Source organism: Limnochordia bacterium, from assembly GCA_023230925.1.
In the GTDB taxonomy this organism is placed as follows: Bacteria; Bacillota; Limnochordia; order DUMW01; family DUMW01; genus JALNWK01.
In genome coordinates, this window is sequence record JALNWK010000023.1 from 26,936 (window position 1) to 43,625 (window position 16,690).

19 protein-coding genes are annotated in these 16,690 nt (G+C 50.2%); 17 read left to right on the forward strand and 2 right to left on the reverse strand.

Annotated features, from left to right (window positions below; translation table 11 throughout):
• From fliQ to fliY, 13 genes are read left to right on the forward strand one after another with little or no spacing between them, the layout of a single operon-like run.
• Entirely contained in the window at positions 1–270 is a 270-nt protein-coding gene (gene fliQ, locus M0Q40_07050; protein MCK9222366.1) for a flagellar biosynthesis protein FliQ, read from the forward strand.
• 15 nt (positions 271–285) lie between these two features.
• Positions 286–1,059, forward strand: a complete 774-nt coding sequence (gene fliR / locus M0Q40_07055) for a flagellar biosynthetic protein FliR (GenBank protein ID MCK9222367.1) — start codon at positions 286–288, stop codon at positions 1,057–1,059.
• A 4-nt stretch (positions 1,060–1,063) separates the two neighbouring features.
• Positions 1,064–2,152 (forward strand): flagellar biosynthesis protein FlhB, encoded by a 1,089-nt coding sequence (flhB, locus tag M0Q40_07060; GenBank protein MCK9222368.1) that lies wholly within the window; start codon positions 1,064–1,066, stop codon positions 2,150–2,152.
• A gap of 14 nt (positions 2,153–2,166) precedes the next feature.
• The gene (flhA, locus tag M0Q40_07065; protein MCK9222369.1) at positions 2,167–4,221 is read left to right on the forward strand and encodes a flagellar biosynthesis protein FlhA; all 2,055 of its coding nucleotides are present in this window, start codon (positions 2,167–2,169) and stop codon (positions 4,219–4,221) included.
• A 29-nt stretch (positions 4,222–4,250) separates the two neighbouring features.
• Positions 4,251–5,036 (forward strand): FliA/WhiG family RNA polymerase sigma factor, encoded by a 786-nt coding sequence (locus M0Q40_07070; protein ID MCK9222370.1) that lies wholly within the window; start codon positions 4,251–4,253, stop codon positions 5,034–5,036.
• Positions 5,037–5,774 (forward strand): flagellar hook-basal body protein, encoded by a 738-nt coding sequence (locus M0Q40_07075; GenBank protein MCK9222371.1) that lies wholly within the window; start codon positions 5,037–5,039, stop codon positions 5,772–5,774. It abuts the gene before it with no gap.
• 23 nt (positions 5,775–5,797) lie between these two features.
• A complete protein-coding gene (gene flgG / locus M0Q40_07080; protein MCK9222372.1) occupies positions 5,798–6,586 on the forward strand; it encodes a flagellar basal-body rod protein FlgG in 789 nt (262 codons plus the stop codon).
• 12 nt (positions 6,587–6,598) lie between these two features.
• Positions 6,599–7,567, forward strand: coding sequence for a flagellar basal body P-ring formation chaperone FlgA (gene flgA, locus M0Q40_07085; protein MCK9222373.1), 969 nt, complete (start codon positions 6,599–6,601; stop codon positions 7,565–7,567).
• 2 nt (positions 7,568–7,569) lie between these two features.
• The gene (locus M0Q40_07090) at positions 7,570–8,136 is read left to right on the forward strand and encodes a flagellar basal body L-ring protein FlgH (protein ID MCK9222374.1); all 567 of its coding nucleotides are present in this window, start codon (positions 7,570–7,572) and stop codon (positions 8,134–8,136) included.
• 14 nt (positions 8,137–8,150) lie between these two features.
• Positions 8,151–9,266, forward strand: coding sequence for a flagellar basal body P-ring protein FlgI (locus tag M0Q40_07095; GenBank protein ID MCK9222375.1), 1,116 nt, complete (start codon positions 8,151–8,153; stop codon positions 9,264–9,266).
• A 10-nt stretch (positions 9,267–9,276) separates the two neighbouring features.
• On the forward strand, positions 9,277–9,564 hold the full coding sequence (locus M0Q40_07100; GenBank protein MCK9222376.1) for a rod-binding protein: 288 nt from the start codon (positions 9,277–9,279) through the stop codon (positions 9,562–9,564).
• Between the two features lie 22 nt (positions 9,565–9,586).
• Positions 9,587–10,552, forward strand: a complete 966-nt coding sequence (gene fliM / locus M0Q40_07105; GenBank protein MCK9222377.1) for a flagellar motor switch protein FliM — start codon at positions 9,587–9,589, stop codon at positions 10,550–10,552.
• On the forward strand, positions 10,545–11,498 hold the full coding sequence (gene fliY / locus M0Q40_07110; GenBank protein MCK9222378.1) for a flagellar motor switch phosphatase FliY: 954 nt from the start codon (positions 10,545–10,547) through the stop codon (positions 11,496–11,498). The genes fliM and fliY overlap by 8 nt, the downstream gene beginning before the upstream one ends.
• A 46-nt stretch (positions 11,499–11,544) precedes the next feature.
• On the opposite strand, the gene M0Q40_07115 is transcribed toward fliY, so the two are convergent.
• Both M0Q40_07115 and M0Q40_07120 read right to left on the reverse strand, forming a co-directional pair.
• Positions 11,545–11,988 (reverse strand): ferritin-like domain-containing protein, encoded by a 444-nt coding sequence (locus M0Q40_07115; protein ID MCK9222379.1) that lies wholly within the window; start codon positions 11,986–11,988, stop codon positions 11,545–11,547.
• A 221-nt stretch (positions 11,989–12,209) separates the two neighbouring features.
• Complete coding sequence (locus M0Q40_07120; protein ID MCK9222380.1) at positions 12,210–12,410, reverse strand: hypothetical protein; 201 nt, start codon at positions 12,408–12,410, stop codon at positions 12,210–12,212.
• A 337-nt stretch (positions 12,411–12,747) separates the two neighbouring features.
• Between M0Q40_07120 and M0Q40_07125 the strand changes: the two genes are divergently transcribed.
• From M0Q40_07125 to M0Q40_07140, 4 genes are all read left to right on the forward strand, one after another.
• A complete protein-coding gene (locus tag M0Q40_07125) occupies positions 12,748–13,107 on the forward strand; it encodes a hypothetical protein (protein MCK9222381.1) in 360 nt (119 codons plus the stop codon).
• Positions 13,108–14,298, forward strand: coding sequence for a cation:proton antiporter (locus M0Q40_07130; protein ID MCK9222382.1), 1,191 nt, complete (start codon positions 13,108–13,110; stop codon positions 14,296–14,298). It begins immediately after the preceding gene.
• Positions 14,299–14,605: 307 nt separating this feature from the next.
• Positions 14,606–15,784 carry a cation:proton antiporter gene (locus M0Q40_07135; GenBank protein ID MCK9222383.1) on the forward strand — a complete coding sequence of 393 codons (1,179 nt, stop codon included), beginning with the start codon at positions 14,606–14,608 and terminating at the stop codon, positions 15,782–15,784.
• Between the two features lie 75 nt (positions 15,785–15,859).
• Complete coding sequence (locus tag M0Q40_07140; GenBank protein MCK9222384.1) at positions 15,860–16,558, forward strand: N-acetylmuramoyl-L-alanine amidase; 699 nt, start codon at positions 15,860–15,862, stop codon at positions 16,556–16,558.
• Positions 16,559–16,690: the final 132 nt, after the last annotated feature.

The following is a 16,690-nucleotide window of genomic DNA, read 5'->3' on the forward strand; positions in this document are numbered from 1 at the left end:
TTGAATGAGCTTTGGGTCATTAACATTACACGTCAAGCGATCACCACCACTTTGCTGGTGGGGGGACCCTTGTTGGGTGTTGGGCTTTTGGTCGGCCTTGTGATCAGCATTATACAGGCAGTAACCCAGACCCAGGAACAGACCCTGGTCTTTGTTCCTAAGATCCTGGCGGTAATGGCTGTGCTGCTCCTCCTGGGGCCATGGATGGCACGGATCATGTTGGATTTGGTTAACCGACTATGGGTTGATGTTTGGCTTAGTTTGTTTTAAGGAGGGAACTTCCTAGTGGACCTGCAGCTTGAGCTTAATCGCATATTCCTGGTCTTTACCCGCACTGCAGGGATCCTGGCGGGAACCCCGGTGCTAAGTGGCAGAACCGTACCCTTAGCGGTGAAGCTCTGGGTGACGATGACCGTTGCCCTGTGTCTTGCGCCAGTAGTATCGACAAGTGCCAAGGTGCCTACTGGTTGGGCGCCCTTTGTGCAAGCAATCCTTAGGGAGGCCTTGATTGGTTTTACTATTGGCTTTGTGGTTTTGCTGTTCTTTTTAGCGGTGCAGATGGCCGGAACCCTCATTGATCTACCTATTGGTTTTCGCATGGCTGAGATCGTTAGTCCCCAAGTGGATGCCCGGTCGGCGCCCTTAGGACAGTTGTATTTTCTTACCGCGGTCCTCATATTGCTGGCCACTGACGGGTATCAGTGGATCTTCCGCGCTATTGCCGAAAGCTTTGAGGTATTACCCCTACTCGCCGCTCCAAGGGGTTTTGCGGGAACCATCGCCGAGGGAATGGCACTTTTGATTCATCGGTTGCTTAAGATTAGCCTCCAGATCGCCTTCCCGGTGATGGCGGCGATTTTCATCGCGGATGTTCTATCGGGGATCATCTCCCGGGCGGTGCCCCAGATTAACATTTTTATCTTGGGCTTTCCGATTAAGATCATCCTGGGACTTTTAATGGTGATGTTAACCATGCCCTATTTCGGTAGCTTCCTTAAGGGAGTCTTCGAGTTTATGGGTCGCACATTGTTCGAAGTAATCGCGGCCTTGGGGAGTTAAGAATATGAGCGAGCTGTTGCGGTGGGATTTGCAGCTATTTGCAGAGGAAAAGACCGAAGAGCCAACGGAGAAGAAAAGGCGAGATACGCGAAAGAAGGGACAGGTGGCCAAAAGCCAAGAACTAGGCGTGGCGGCCAGTATCATTGCCTTGTTTGCGGGATTTCATCTTTGGGGGGACCATCTTGTCAGAGGCCTATATCAGTTTACATATAGGTGGTTTTTCACCCTTGGGGATAAACCGGTTAATGTTGAAAGTGTTGGGGAAATCGCTAAGACAAGCGTTACCAACATATTGTACCTGACGATGCCGGTGTTTCTGGTTAGTATTACCCTGGGGCTTTTTGTAAACTTCGCCCAGGTAGGATTCATGTACACTCCCGCGGCGATCTCACCGAAGCTGGAGCGGCTCAATCCCTTGGAGGGGTTGAAAAGAGTCTTTTCCAAAAGAGCTTTGGTACAGCTGGTAAAGTCCCTGGCAAAGCTCACACTCCTTGGGGTGGTGGCCTATGTACAGATCCGGCGGGATTACCCGGCCCTAGTTGCCAGTATGGGCCTTTCCATAGAAGAGAACCTGGTGGTCTTTGGTCAGTGGATTCTAAGTTTTGGCATGCGGCTTGGTTGGATCTTATTGGCCCTGGCGGTATTTGACTACGCCTACCAAAGGTGGGAGTATACGCAGAATATTAAGATGACCAAAGAAGAGCTGAAGGAGGAGTACAAGCAGACCGAGGGTGACCAGTTAGTTCGCTCCAGGATCCGACGGAAGCAAAGAGAGCTGGCCACCAGAAGAATGATGCAGATGGTACCCAAGGCAGATGTGGTAATCACTAACCCGACCCACATTGCGGTGGCCCTAGCCTATGACCTAGAACAGCGGCCGGCCCCGGTGGTGGTGGCTAAGGGTAAGGGGCCTGTGGCCGAAAGAATTAAGGACATTGCCCGGGAAAACGATGTATACATCATGGAGAATCCCCCCTTAGCCAGGACCCTGTACCAGTCGGTGGAGATAAACCACATCATACCAGAGGAATTGTTCCAGGCGGTGGCAGAGGTCTTAGCCTTTGTTTATCGACTTAAGGGCAAGACGCTTTAGGAAGGAGTAAGTACATGGCCACAAAGAGGATGAAGCAATCAGCCGGATACAAGGATGTCGTAGTGATGGTGGGGATCATTGGTATTGTGATCATGATGGTGGTACCCCTCCCTCCATATATCTTGGATCTACTCCTTGCAGCAAACATCAGTTTTGCAGTGGTGCTTTTGCTTTTGAGTATGAATGTCAAAAGTCCCCTGGACTTTTCCATATTTCCGCCGGTCCTATTGGTTGCCACTCTATTTCGATTGGCCTTAAATGTCTCTTCCACGAGACTGATCTTGCTCCACGGATATGCGGGCAGAATCATCCTCGCCTTTGGCAACTTCGTGGTGGGTGGGAACTATGTAGTAGGTCTTGTAGTCTTTCTTATCTTAGTGATCATCCAATTCGTGGTGATTACGAAAGGTTCTGAGCGTGTGGCGGAAGTGGCTGCTCGATTCACCCTTGATGCCATGCCCGGAAAGCAGATGAGTATCGATGCCGATCTAAATGCGGGATTAATCGGTGAGGATGAGGCCCGAAAGCGCCGGCAGGATGTGGCCAGGGAAGCAGATTTTTATGGGGCTATGGATGGCGCCAGTAAGTTTGTCAAGGGTGATGCCATTGCCGGGATTATCATCACCTTTATTAATATCGTGGGTGGATTAATTATTGGGGTGGTCCAAGGGGGCCTTAGTGTTGGCGATGCCATCCAGAAATATACCCTGCTAACCGTAGGGGATGGCTTGGTCAGCCAAATTCCGGCTCTGCTCATTGCCACGGCCACCGGGATGATTGTGACCAGAAACGCCTCCACGGGGAATCTCGGAGAGGTGTTTCTAGAACAAGTTGGGGCCCAACCCAAGACTATTGGCATTGCCGCCGGGGTACTTGTGGTATTCAGTTTAATCCCGGGGCTGCCCTTTTTCCCTTTTCTAATGATTGGTCTTTTGCTCGGGATTACCGCCTATCGGCTGACAAGTGCTGGCAAACAGGCAGAAGAGGAGTATAGATTAGAAAAAGCTAAGGACGAGCAGCAACGTTCTGAGATCATTACCCCTGAGGATGTACTTGAAATGATCAAAGTGGATCCCTTAGAGGTAGAGATTGGGTATGGCTTGGTGGTGCTGACCGATGAGAAGCAAGGTGGGGATCTTTTAAGCCGTTTCGGTGCCGTACGCAAGCAGTGTGCTCTGGAACTAGGCATGGTGGTACCGATGATTCGGATCCGGGATAATGTCCAATTGGGCATGCACAATTACACGGTTAAGATCTACGGTGCTAAGGTGGGTGAAGGGGAATTACGGCCCAATAGACTTCTGGCACTGTGTTCAGAACCCATGGAGGAGCTGGCGGGTGAACATGTGAAGGATCCCACCTTTGGGATGCCTGCGGTGTGGATCCAAGAGGAGCAAAGGGATGAGGCGGAAGCCCTAGGTTGTACTGTCGTCGATCCATCGACGGTGTTGGTTACTCATATTACCCAGGTAATCAAGGACCATGCCCATGAACTCCTTGGACGCACGGAGGTGAAGAAACTCCTAGATAGCCTCAAACAAGATCACGGGCCCTTGGTCGATGAGCTGGTGCCAAATCAACTGAGCATCAGCCAGATCCAAAGTGTTCTCAAGAACCTATTAAAGGAAGGAATCAGCATTCGGAACCTCGTCGGGATCCTTGAGGCCATGGCGGATCATGCCGGTAGTGCTGATTCCATTGAGACCCTCACCGAGTATGTAAGGCAGTCCCTGTCTCGGCAGATTACCGAGGAGTATCTAGGACCCGATGGAATCTTGAGGGTGATTCGCCTGGACCCTGCCCTGGAGGCGGTACTGGCCGAAGAGGCGAAAACCGGGGGGATCATTGAGGCCCAATTTGTGCATCGGCTGATGCACCGTCTGATGCAGGAGATACAAAAACTGGCGGCAGGCGGTTACCCGCCAGTAGTGCTGACATCAGCGCCAGCCCGCCCAGTATTTCGGCGGATTATCGAACCGTTGGTGCCCCAGCTGATTGTTCTATCCTTCAATGAGATTGATCCAAAGATTCAACTGGAAGTAGTGGGGATGGTTAACCATGAGAATTGACGGCACCTGTTGGCAAGGGAGTGACTGGCATGTTTCAAAGGGAGAATATTGAGGCCTATAAAGTACAAAGCCCGAGGGAAAGGCAAAGAGAGGAACTGATCAGTGACCACTTATCCTTAGTGCGTCGTATTGCCGAGCGGTTGGCCATTGGGTTACCGAACCACATGCAAGTAGATGATCTAGTGGGCTATGGATACCTGGGCCTAATCGAAGCAGCCCAGCGGTATGACCCCTGTCAAGGCGTTTTGTTCTCCACCTTTGCCTCCAAAAGGATTCGGGGAGCGATGCTGGATGGGATTCGCTCCGAGGATTGGCTCCCCGATAGCCAAAGGCGGAAGATCAAAGCCATGGAGCGGGCCTATGCGGAGCTTGATGGAAGGTTTGGTCGTCCCGCGACCGATGCGGAGGTAGCGGATGCCCTACACATTGATCTTACAGAGTTGTATGACCTACAGCAGAAGGCTTCATCTACCACGATGCTTTCCTTGGAGCTAATGATTAGCTCCCCTGATGGCGACGGGGGACAGCTGTCTGACCTCATCGCGGATCGACAGGCTGTTAACCCCCAACAGAGGGTAGTTGAGGAGGATCTCAGGAACAGACTAGCCCAAGCAATTGGCTCCTTGCCCGAAAGGGACCAGATGATCTTGTCTTTGTATTACTATGAGGAGCTGACCATAAGTGCCATTGGTGAGGTACTTGGGATCTCCAAAGGAAGGGTATCTCAGCTACACACCAGGGCCATTATGCGACTTAAGAGCATGCTTGAAGACGAGGCCCATGAGTTACTTAAGCTAGGAGAGGAGGTGTGTTAGATGATTCGAGGTCTTTACACCGCGGCAAGTGCCATGGTATTAGGTGATACCCAAATGAATGTGATTGCCCACAATTTGGCCAATGCCTCCACCAATGGATTTTACCGGCAGTTACTGATTCAACAGGGGAGCGGTGGTCAAGAGGTACAAAGAAACGACGGGACCCGAACAGTCCCTATTGGGGATCTGGCCACTGCAGTGATCGCAGAGGAACTCTTTGTAGATACCAGTCAAGGTTCCCTGATTGAAACCGGTAACGTTTTTGACCTAGCCATTGAGGGAGAGGGTTTTTTCGCAGCGCGAACGCCAAGAGGCATTCGCTATACCCGCTGTGGGGCTTTGGCCCTGTCCCCAGAGGGCTCATTGGTCACCGAACAAGGCTACCACGTCCAGGGACTAAACGGTGATATTCAGCTAGAAAAGGCTGAGTTTAGTGTGAGCCCATCTGGGGAGATCTTCCAAGAAGACCTAATCGACAAACTGCAGATTGTGAGGATTCCCCGGGAAGCTTTGCTTGCCGAAGGCCATAGCTTCTATGCGCTGAAATCCATGGAGGGTGTTGAGTTAGCCGAGGATTGTATGGTGGTGCAAGGCACATTAGAGCAGACCAATGTTAGTGTCATTGAAGAGATGGTAAGGATGATCAGTGCAGTGCGGGCCTATGAAACGGCCCAGCGTTTGATTACCGCCCAGGACGAAGTCCTCGGGTTTGCGGTGGAAATAGGTAAGGTATCTTAAAGAAAAATGGGAGGTAATTAATCATGATGCGTTCATTATGGATTGCTGGTTCCGGCATGACAGCGCAGGAGCTTAGTATCGCCACAATCTCCAACAACCTAGCCAATGTGAACACCAGTGGTTTTAAGAAAAGCCGGGTAGACTTCCAGGATCTGCTTTACCAAACGGTGCGCTACAGTGGAACCCCGGTGGTACAAGGGGCCCAGATTCCAACGGGTATTCAAGTGGGACATGGGGTGCGACCAGTTAGTACCCAAAAGATCTTTACCCAAGGGGATTACCAGCAGACCGATAATCCCTTGGATCTAGTCATCGAAGGGGAAGGGTTCTTCCAGGTTACCATGCCCGATGGTTCCACGGCATACACCAGGGATGGTGCATTGAAACTAGACAGTGAAGGACGTCTGGTTACTTCCGATGGTTTTGTGCTGGAGCCGGAGATTGTCATTCCGGACAATGCCCTGGATATCTCCGTAAGCACGGATGGTACCGTTTCTGTTTTGACTTCGGACTCGGAAGCAGCCCAGGAAGTAGGACGCATTACCTTGGTCCGCTTCATTAACCCGGCGGGACTCCGCAATATTGGCAGAAACTTGCTAAAGCAAACCTCTGCATCAGGGGAGGCCATCTTTGGGACTCCTGGACTGGAGGGCTTTGGTACCGTAGCCCAGGGCTACTTGGAAATGTCAAATGTTAAGGTCGTTGAGGAAATGGTCAGTATGATCACCGCCCAGCGGGCCTATGAGGTAAACTCCAAAGCGATTCAGGCCTCCGATGAGATGTTGCAGACAGCGAACAATCTCCGGCGTTAGGGTGAGATAATGATGCATCGGCGACGAATGTACCTACTCCTTGTTTTACTAGCACTGATCCTGACCCAGGGTATTTGTGCCCAGGTGCTCATCAAGATTGATGAGCATGTGGAGGTATCCGGTACCAAGATCTTCTTGGGGGACATAGCCCAAATTCAAGGGGCGGATCCAGCGGATCTAGAGCAGCTGGAGGTGGTCTATATCGGGGAAGCTCCTCTGCCGGGGTATAGCCGGACGCTGTCCCTTGGGATCCTACGGATGCGTCTGCAGCAGGCCAAATTCTCGCTTAAGGAACTGGAGCTTTTGGTACCCCCTTCTTTTCGGGTATCCACCAGGACGCAAGTGCTAGAGTCAAAGAGGATTATCGAGGTGGCAGATGGGGCGTTGATGCAGGCTTTAGTTGAGTATCCACAGGTTAGGTTTGAAAGGATCACTAAGGTGCAAGATGTTGTACTACCCGAGGGGGAAATACAATTGTCCCCCTCTTCCCTCCCTATGGTGGGACGGACGATGTCCTTTGGCATCGATGTGTTGATTGACGGTGTGTTCTATCGGTCCCTATGGGTCTCCTACAGCGTAAGTTTGCCGGTTCAAGTGGTTGCAGTAAAGGATGCCCATATGAAGCATCAGGTGCTAAAGCCCGATGAACTTGTACTAGTGGAAAGGGACCTATTTGTTGTGCGGGATAATGCGTTTAGTTCTATAGAAGACTTGGCCGGGTACCGGGTTAAACGCTGGATACTGTCCGGGACAGTTTTGACTAAGGATCTAATCGAGCCTGTACCCGAGGTTACAGCTCAGCAGATTGTGACCCTAGAAAGCTCATACGGCAATGTCTACGCCATCACCAAAGCTTTGTCTTTGGAGGATGGGTATGTAGGTGATTGGATTAGGGTGGAGAACCTTGAGTCGGGCCGGGTCGTGATTGCTGAGGTGGCCGGACCCGGACGGGTAATATCTTTAATTACAAAGGGGGCGTGAAAATGCGTAAGAGATTATCTATCATATTGTTGATGCTCCTGATGGTTACGATTACATCTGAGTTGTGTGCCGCTTCGTTTTTTGCCCAGTTAATGCGGGATCGCCGGGCCCATAAGGAAGGGGATCTTGTTACAATTATTGTTGTGGAGCAAGCGGAAGCAACACAAACCGCGGCTACCCAAACGGGGAAAAAGGGCTCCGTTGGTGTTGGCCCAGGATTAGGGTTATTGGATTTTATTCCCCTTATCCGGGCCAGTGGCGATGATGATATGAGCAGTAAGGGAACCACTTCCCGGGGCAGTTCGTTGCAGACAAAGATCACAGCCCAGATCTCGGAGAAGTTACCCAATGGAAACTTGGTTATTGAAGGGACGCATTCCTTCGTATTAAACGGGGAAAAACAGGAGATTTCCATCAAGGGTGTAGTTCGTCCGGACGATATTGACGGGGACAACGAGGTCTTATCTTCCCATATTGCCGATGCGGAGATTACTTACCAAGGCTTTGGTGTGGTGGGAGATAAGCAACAACCTGGAATCTTGACTAGGTTGTTTCAGTGGCTGTTCTAACAGGAGGGATTAGTGTGAGGTTTCTCGCCTTATTGTGTGCTTTCTGTGTGTTCTTAAGTCCTGGTTTTCTTGAGGCTTCAGCCTTCGATCAGCCAACGGTACGGCTTAAGGACATTTTGCGGATTGAAGGGGTTCATCCCCAGCAATTGGTGGGTGTGGGTTTGGTCACGGGTTTGGCTAGTACCGGTGATTCAAGTAAAAGCCCCACGTCCAACATGTTGATGACCCTGCTTAGTAGTTTTGGTATTGCTGCCAGTGACATGCCCAGTCGTAATGCAGCTTTGGTGATGGTAACCGCGGAGTTGCCTCCCTTTAGTCGACCGGGCGATCGGGTTGATGTGAGTGTATCCTCCATTGGTGATGCAAGAAGTCTTGTAGGGGGCAACCTGTTTCTCACTCCCTTGCTTGGTGATGACGAGGAAGCCTATGCTTTCGCCGAGGGACCGGTTTCTGTTGGCGGTTTTTCCGCTTCGGGCTCGGGCTCGTCGGTAAGTAAAAACCATCTTACCGCTGGCGTTGTACCTGCAGGGGGACTAGTGCAGAAACCAGGAGCGACACCGATTCTCGATGAACAAGGGTTCTTGCCTTTGGTGCTAAACAGTGAAAACGCTGATTTTACAACCGCGGCCCGGGTGGCGGAGGTGCTAAACAAAACCTATACACCAGATACAGCCCTTGCGCTGGATCAAAGCCGTATTGCAGTGCTAGTTCCCCCGGCCTATGAGTACCGGCTTGTAGATTTTATCGCTGATTTTGGTGCCCTCGAGGTGAATCCGGATAGCGTGGCAAAGGTAGTCGTTGATGAGCGAAGCGGGATCGTGGTGATCGGGAAAGATGTACGTATTACTCCAGTGGCCGTGGCCGCCGGGAGCCTACAGGTTGCTATTCAGACCGAATACGACGTTGTTCAACCACCGCCCCTCTCGGGAGGAGAGACCGTTGTTGTGCCGGAGAGCAAGATCACCGCGACAGAAGGGCAGAAACAAATGACTGTACTGCAATCCGGTAGCACCATCCAGGATCTAGTCACCGCCCTCAACGGACTTGGCGCAAGTCCCCGGGATGTTATCTCGATCTTACAAGCAATAAAGGCTGCCGGTGCCCTCTATGGTCAGCTGGAGATTCGTTAGGAGGATGCCTATGCGTGTTAGTACTGCCTCTACTGTGCAAGGACAGGACTTCGATGCTAAACTTAAACAAGCATGTCAGGAATTTGAAGCCATTTTCTACCGAATGCTTCTCAAGGAAATGAGGAAGACAGTCCCACAGGGTGGTCTAATTAACCGGGGACTTTCTACCGAAGTATATGAAACCTTGCTTGATGAAAAGCTGGCTGATGAGTTTGCCAAGCGCGGGGATTTAGGGATAGGTAAGGCCTTGTATGAGCAGCTAAGCGGTAGGCCGCACCAAATAGCCAAAGCCAGGTAGTCTAGATAAAGGGGACAGTGGTGTGAGTGAAGTTCTAAGTCAAAAGGAAATAGATGAGCTAATTGGTCTGCTATCTGAAGGGACTGTGACAGAGGAGCTGCCCGAGGTTATTCCCTATGACTTTAAGCAGCCGAATAAGTTCTCGAAGGATTTGATTCGCAGCATTGAACGAATCTTTGACCAATTGAGTAGGACCCTAAGTACTAGTCTGTCCATGCAGACCCGTACCCGTGTGACTTCCCGGGTGGTTTCTGTAGAGCAGCTTAGTTATGACGAGTTTCTGCGTTCGATCCCAAACCCATGTATTGTGGCTGCCTTCGGGATAGAACCGTTACCTGGCACAGCCTTGATGGAAATGGGTATAGATATTGGCCTAGTCCTTTTTGATATTCTCTGCGGAGGCCCAGGACAGATCATTGACCAGCGGGGTGAGCCTACAGATATTCAACTTAGGGTGCTTCGCCATCTGATCAAAACCATTTTGCAGAGGGATTTGCCAATTGCTTGGCATGATGTGGTGGCACTTGAGCCTACCTTGCAGAATATAGAGACCAATAGTGAGTACCTGCAGATCAATGCTCCGGAGGAGGTTGGCATTCTAGCTACCTTAGGATTACAGGCTGGACAACATGAGGGAAGCGTTAATTTCTTTATGGCGCATAGCAGTCTTGAGGGAATCATGTCTCGTCTACAACGGGGATTTAGGGGACGGGACCAGAGCCGTACCTCCGTTGATGTCAAGGATCTGGGGACGACGGAATTAGCCTATGTTAGGGTACCGGTGGAACTAGAACTGGGTAGTGCTGGTCTTACCTTTTCGGAAGTAGTAGTCCTGGAGAAGGGTGATGTCATTCTGTTGGGAGACATTGATCAACCATCGGTGGTGCGTATTGCTGGCCTGTCCAAGTTCCAGGCAGTGCCCGGCGTACACAAGGGGCGGATGGCTGGTAAGATTACTGGAATATGGGAAGGGGAAACCGATGAGTAGGTATGAACTGACTGATGAGCACAAGGACATAATCGGTGAGGTTGGCAATATCGCCATGGGATCTGCAGCTACGGCTCTTTCGCAGATTCTACAAGAAGAGGTGCTGATCACTACGCCTGTTGTAGAGCTTGTGAAGGTTGTTGACCTAGAGGAGCAGTTTCCCGTGCCCTGTTTGGTCTGCGAGATCAATTATATTACGGGACTATCCGGTTCTAATGTCCTAATTCTAAACCAGGACGATGCTAAGTTAATCGCATCGTTGATGATCGGTGAGGATATATCCAATGATCTCCAGGCCGACGAATTAGCCCTCAGTGCCTTAGGTGAAGCGATGAATCAGATGATGGGGTCAGCGGCTACAGCCATGTCCAAGTTTTTCGCCACCGAGGTGATTATATCGCCCCCAGATGTTCAGGTGAACCTAGTCAGAGAAGGGAGCGGTTTCTTCTCTGAATTCAGCGGCTCCGATGATGTGGTCGAAGTCCTCTTTCAAATGACAATCGGTGATCTGCTAGAGAGTACTATGGTTATGATCATTCCTTTGGAGTTTGCTAGATCAATGTCCGATAACTTGCTCACTGAACTTACTGAGGAACCCGTTGCTGACCCAGAGCCCAAAAAAGTCGAACTACAGGAAATCACGCCGGAACCTAAACCAGTAGTGCATTCCGCGGCTATTGCCAATGGCGGTGAGAAAATGCACCATCAATTTGATTTTGAGGTACTTAAGGATACAACACTAAAAGTGAGAGTAGTGCTTGGTCGGACGGAAATGACTATGGCGCAGATCCTGGCCTTGGGAAAAGGCTCCATCGTCGAGCTGGACCGATTGGAGGGCGAACCGGTGGACGTATTCATCAATGAGAAAAAAGTAGCCGCAGGTGAGGTGGTAGTTGCCGGGGAGCAACTGGGTGTTCGGATTACCGAATTTGTTGCAGAGCATTAGCCTGCAAAGGCAGGTCGCCTTACTTAGCTAAAGCGACCTGCACATTTTAGCTTAGCGCATTGAGCATGGCACTCCAGATCTTGGCATGACCATATTCATCAGTGATAATCGATGTTAGCAGATAGCGGATGTTGGCTGTCGGTGCACATTGTGCAAGCATCGAATAGCGGGCTACAGCGCTGATCTCGCCGGCAATGGCGGTCTCTACGTCTTCCTTGAAATCACCGGTTGGGGTTGGACATGCCGGTGGCGTGGATAGCGGCGGTGGATTCACACCCAATAAGGCAGCCTGGATACGGGCGTGAGCATACTCATCACCGACAATACTAATGGTGAGCAACCGAAGGATGTCAGTGGGTGCCTCCAGTGCAATTCCAGCGTAAAAGCCAATATCACAGAGCTCATCCTGAATGGATTCCTCAAGGTCAGCTCGAAACTGATCCAGATTGCAGGGTGGCGCCACGGATATTCTCATCTCTTCATTGATCATGAAGCCTTCCTCCCTTCGTTATCCTTCTATATTCTATGTTAGTTTTCGACCGAGTTAACGTGACCCGAGACTTGTTTTACCGGGTATAGGTGCATCATTCTGCTGGCTCCAAGGTGACCTGAATGTAGTCTGGTTTCGGACGGTTAACATCAAAGAAGAAGGATAACACAAGGGGCGTCTGGCGCTTTTTTAGCAAGGCCATGGCCAGTATCTACGGGCTGCTATTGCCAATTGACGATGATCACGATATGAGAGTCTATTGGGGTGGTATTATGTTCATCAAACGTTCCCGGAATAGCAGACTCAAGAACCTGAAAGTACATAGGCAGCTTAAATAGGGCATAGGTTTCTATGCGGTATGCTTCTGGGATAAGCCCGTTTATCATTATGGCGGGTACATCCGCTATGAGGAGAAATAGCACAAAGACCTGTCCTCCCAATTGCTATTACCCTTAAGGCAAAGGGGGTCGTCATATGGAACTACGCCCAATGGTGTGATATAATCTGTGTTGTTGGCTAGGGTATTCTGGATGTTTTCGGGCTCACGGGAACAAATCCATGCCTTCGATCATGTGATGGGTGACCTTAGCAAACCAACATTCGCCTTTTAACGTCCATCAAAGCCAAATCAAGTTCAAGAGGTCCTGCTCAGGTTTAGGCAGGGCCCCAAGGATTAGCCCCATGCGTTTATCGTAACATACACTAATTCTCGGCTTGCGGCACAAGTGATAGTGTAACAAGTTGACGGGAGGTTTTACAATGCAGGTACTTGTGGTTATGTTGTCTAGAACCGATGTTCTTCACGAGATCCTCGGTGACTTTGTAGAGTCAGGCATCAAGGGTGCCACAGTGTTCCATACCTATGGACTAAGCGAACTTGTCCCAGAAAGCTTGCCCTTTTTCGGGAGGGTGAGTTACCTTACTTCCGGTAAACATCAGGATCACAGAACCATCATGACTGTGTTAGAGGATGATCAGGTAGAGACTGCAGTTCAGGTAGTCGAGAAGCATGTAGGTGACCTCGAACAACCGGATACCGCCTTTGCTTTCACGATGCCTGTTCTTTTTGTTAAGGGGCTTTCGGGGCACGAATGGCATGCGAACGGAGATGACACCTAAATGTTAGCGGCAGCAGGTTTACTAATTGTTCTTGGTCTATTTGGCGGTAAACTGGTTGGCAAAATTCACATGCCCAGTATTACTGGTTGGATCTTGGTTGGCCTTGTCCTAGGTCCATCGGTGTTTAATGTTGTCACCGGAGATATCGCCCAGATGCTTCAGCCCATTGAGGGCCTAGCCTTAGCGATTATTGCCTTGGCGATCGGCGGGGAATTAACCGTAAGCTCACTTAGAAAACTTGGCAGCTCCATTATTACCATTACCATTGTGCAGATGCTGATGACCTTTCTGTGTGTCTTTGGGGCCACATATTTATTCGGCGCGTCCTTACCATTGGCCCTGGTATTTGGGGCCATGTCGGCTGCTACTGCGCCAGGGGCTACAGTAGCGGTCTTACATGAGCTAAGAGCAAAGGGCCCCCTAACCCACACCTTATTGGCGGTAGTTGCCCTGGATGATGCTTTTACGATTCTGTTATTTGGAATTGTGATGAGTTTTGTCGAAGCCATGGTGGCTGGCGGTAGTGTTGCTGTGACGTCCTTAGTAGCACCATTGCTGGAGATTGCTTTTTCCGTCCTGTTGGGTGTGATCATGGGTTTTATCGGGATATTTGTTTTGGATCGGCTGCGCCGGAGCGAAGAGATTTTACCCTTTGTGATTGGGCTTGCGCTTCTTGTCGCGGGTTTAGCCACTAAGTTCAACCTTTCCTTGCTTTTAGCCGCGATGGTGACCGGTTCTGTGATAGCCAACTTTAGCACCAAACCACGGATCATGTTTGAGACTTTGCAGCAGATTGAAGCACCAATCTATATCCTTTTTTTCTCCCTAGCCGGAGCGAAGCTACATTTGAGTGCACTTAGACAGGTAGGATTGCTTGGAGCAAGCTATATCGTTGGCCGTACTATCGGTAAGCTTGGGGGCTCGTATCTGGGAGCTGTGCTGGCAAAAGCCCCTGAGACGGTGCGCAAATACTTAGGCTTTGCCATGTTACCTCAAGCGGGGGTAGCGATAGGTCTTGCGATTGTGGCCGTGGAAAGACTGCCTGAACTAGGGGGCGTAATCATGACTACCACCCTGGCGGCAGTAGTGGTCTATGAGATCATCGGACCCTTGGGTGCCAAGTACGCCCTTACCCAAGCAAATGAGACAAATGTTCCTAGGGGCACGAGAAAAGAGTCGGTTTCAGGTTAGAAAGAAGACCGGGATACTGCCCGGTCTTTACAATTCTAGTGTAGGCAGGTTTCCAAGACTGCTCCCTCCAAGTGGAAGTATCGTTTGTTAAGTGATATAATGATTCCTGTTGAAATTCCCTCAGGCTTTGCAGTGACGATTCTAAGCGAGCCCTTCTTGTATGAATCAATCGGACAACGAAAGTCTGTCAGGAATGCCAGAATTAACTCAAGGGATACTCGATCATAGCTTGGGTATATCTGTGCCTCCTAGCAGGGGTAGGTTTGTGTTGCCTATTTTTATGATCGAAGACGGAGATGAAGTGTAGATGTTAGCAGCAGCAGGAGCTTTGATTGTGTTGGGGTTATTCGGCGGCAAGTTGATTGGGAAAATTCGCATGCCGAGTATCACCGGGTGGATCATTGTTGGACTTCTTCTAGGCCCCTCTTTTCTCAATATTGTGTCTACAAATATTGCCAGTGAGCTGCAGCCAATTGAGGGTTTGGCCCTTGCGGTTATTGCATTTGCCATTGGCGGAGAATTAACGGTGAGTTCGCTTAGGAAATTGGGTGGCTCCATCATTACTATAACCATTGTACAGATGATGGTCACCTTCGGTTCGGTTCTTGTCGTTACTTACTTGATCAGTGAATCCTTGCCATTGGCCCTCACCTTTGGGGCGATGTCGGCGGCCACAGCCCCAGCAGCAACCATTGCCGTATTGCATGAATTGAAAGCCAAAGGTCCACTAACTCGCACGTTGTTGGCGGTGGTTGCCCTAGATGATGCATTTACTATCGTCCTTTTTGGTGTAGTAATGAGTTTCGTAGAAGCTATGGTTGGTGGCAATAGTATAAATGCAACATCGCTGTTAGCTCCCTTGCTCGAGATTACTTTCTCTGCATTACTGGGGATTGGCGTGGGAATAGTTGGTGTCTTAGTCTTAGATCGGTTACGGCACAAGGAGGATGTGTTGCCCTTTGTGATCGGACTTGCTCTTGTGGTTGCAGGCTTGGCCCAAAGACTCAATCTTTCCCTTCTGTTAGCAGCAATGGTAACAGGCTCGGTCATCGCTAACTTCAGTCGAAAGCCGAGGACCGTTTTTGAGACCCTAGAATCTGTGGAGCAGCCAATATATATTTTGTTCTTTGCGCTGGCAGGCGCTAAGCTACAGCTAAGTGCCCTGCAAGAAGTTGGTTTGCTTGGAATAGGTTACGTACTAGCCCGGTCTATTGGCAAATTGGCGGGCAACTATTTGGGCGGTTTGCTTGCTCATGCTCCGGACTCCGTAAGAAAGTACTTAGGCTTTGCTATGTTGCCCCAAGCGGGGGTTGCCATTGGTCTTGCCATTGTAGCCGTGGAGCGTTTTCCCCAATTCGGAGGTGTGATTATGACAACCACCCTGGCGGCTATCTTTGTCTATGAGGTCATTGGTCCGGTGGGTGCTAAGTATGCTTTAGTTAAGGCCGATGAGGTTCCCCGGGCACAGGTTGGATCAAGTTCATAGATGGTCTACCTCTATCCTTTCTTTCGACGGTGCATATAGTGATATAAGAGCCGTTTGAAAGGTAGGAGGTAGTCTATGGAAACCGACAGCAACCTTGTATTAGTGAATGGCTATTGGTTGCCAGAATCCAGTATTCAGTCACTGGGTAACGATATCTATGTGGAAATTGGGCTGCTTGCCGCAAGTATAGGGGTTAATTACCAAAAAGGTGAGCACGGGTATATATTAAGCCGCGAAGAACCGGCTTTGCTTGGTAGAATAATTGCTATTGATGCGGCCCACGGGGGTGCCGATGGAGGAGTTAGGGGACCTGCTGGTGTGCAGGAGAAGGATGTTAACCTAGATGTCGCTTTGCGGCTTGCCATCATGGTTGAACTTGCCGGAGGTAAGATCATCCTAACCCGCAAGGCTGACTATTCAGTTTCCTTCGCAGCGCGGCTATCGACTATACTTGATGCTAAGGCGGAGTGTATTATCAGTATTCATCAAAGTAATGCCGAGGGAATCCGAGCATATCATGGTAGGGACCTCAATTCCCGGCGGCTTGCCTTAGAGGCGCATCGGGAGCTTATCCAAGACCTAGCTCTGAAGGATCAGGGACTTCACGAATCGGCTGTGGATCTGCTTCATGTATCCGAGGTGCCCGGCGCAATTATTGAGACCATGTCATTGTTTAGTCCACATCTAGAGAAAATGGCTTCATGTGTGATGAAAAGGCAGCAAGCCGCTGCGGCCCTCTATCGGGGTATTCGCGCCTTTTTTGAAGAACTCTAAGAAGAAGAATTGTAAACGTCAAAGCTAACCCACATAGCACCAGTTTTGTTGTGGTGGGATAATCGAACCATCATAACTTAGCGAGGTGACTGGTGTGGTGACCCAAGACAAACGTCAGCTTTGGGAAGAACG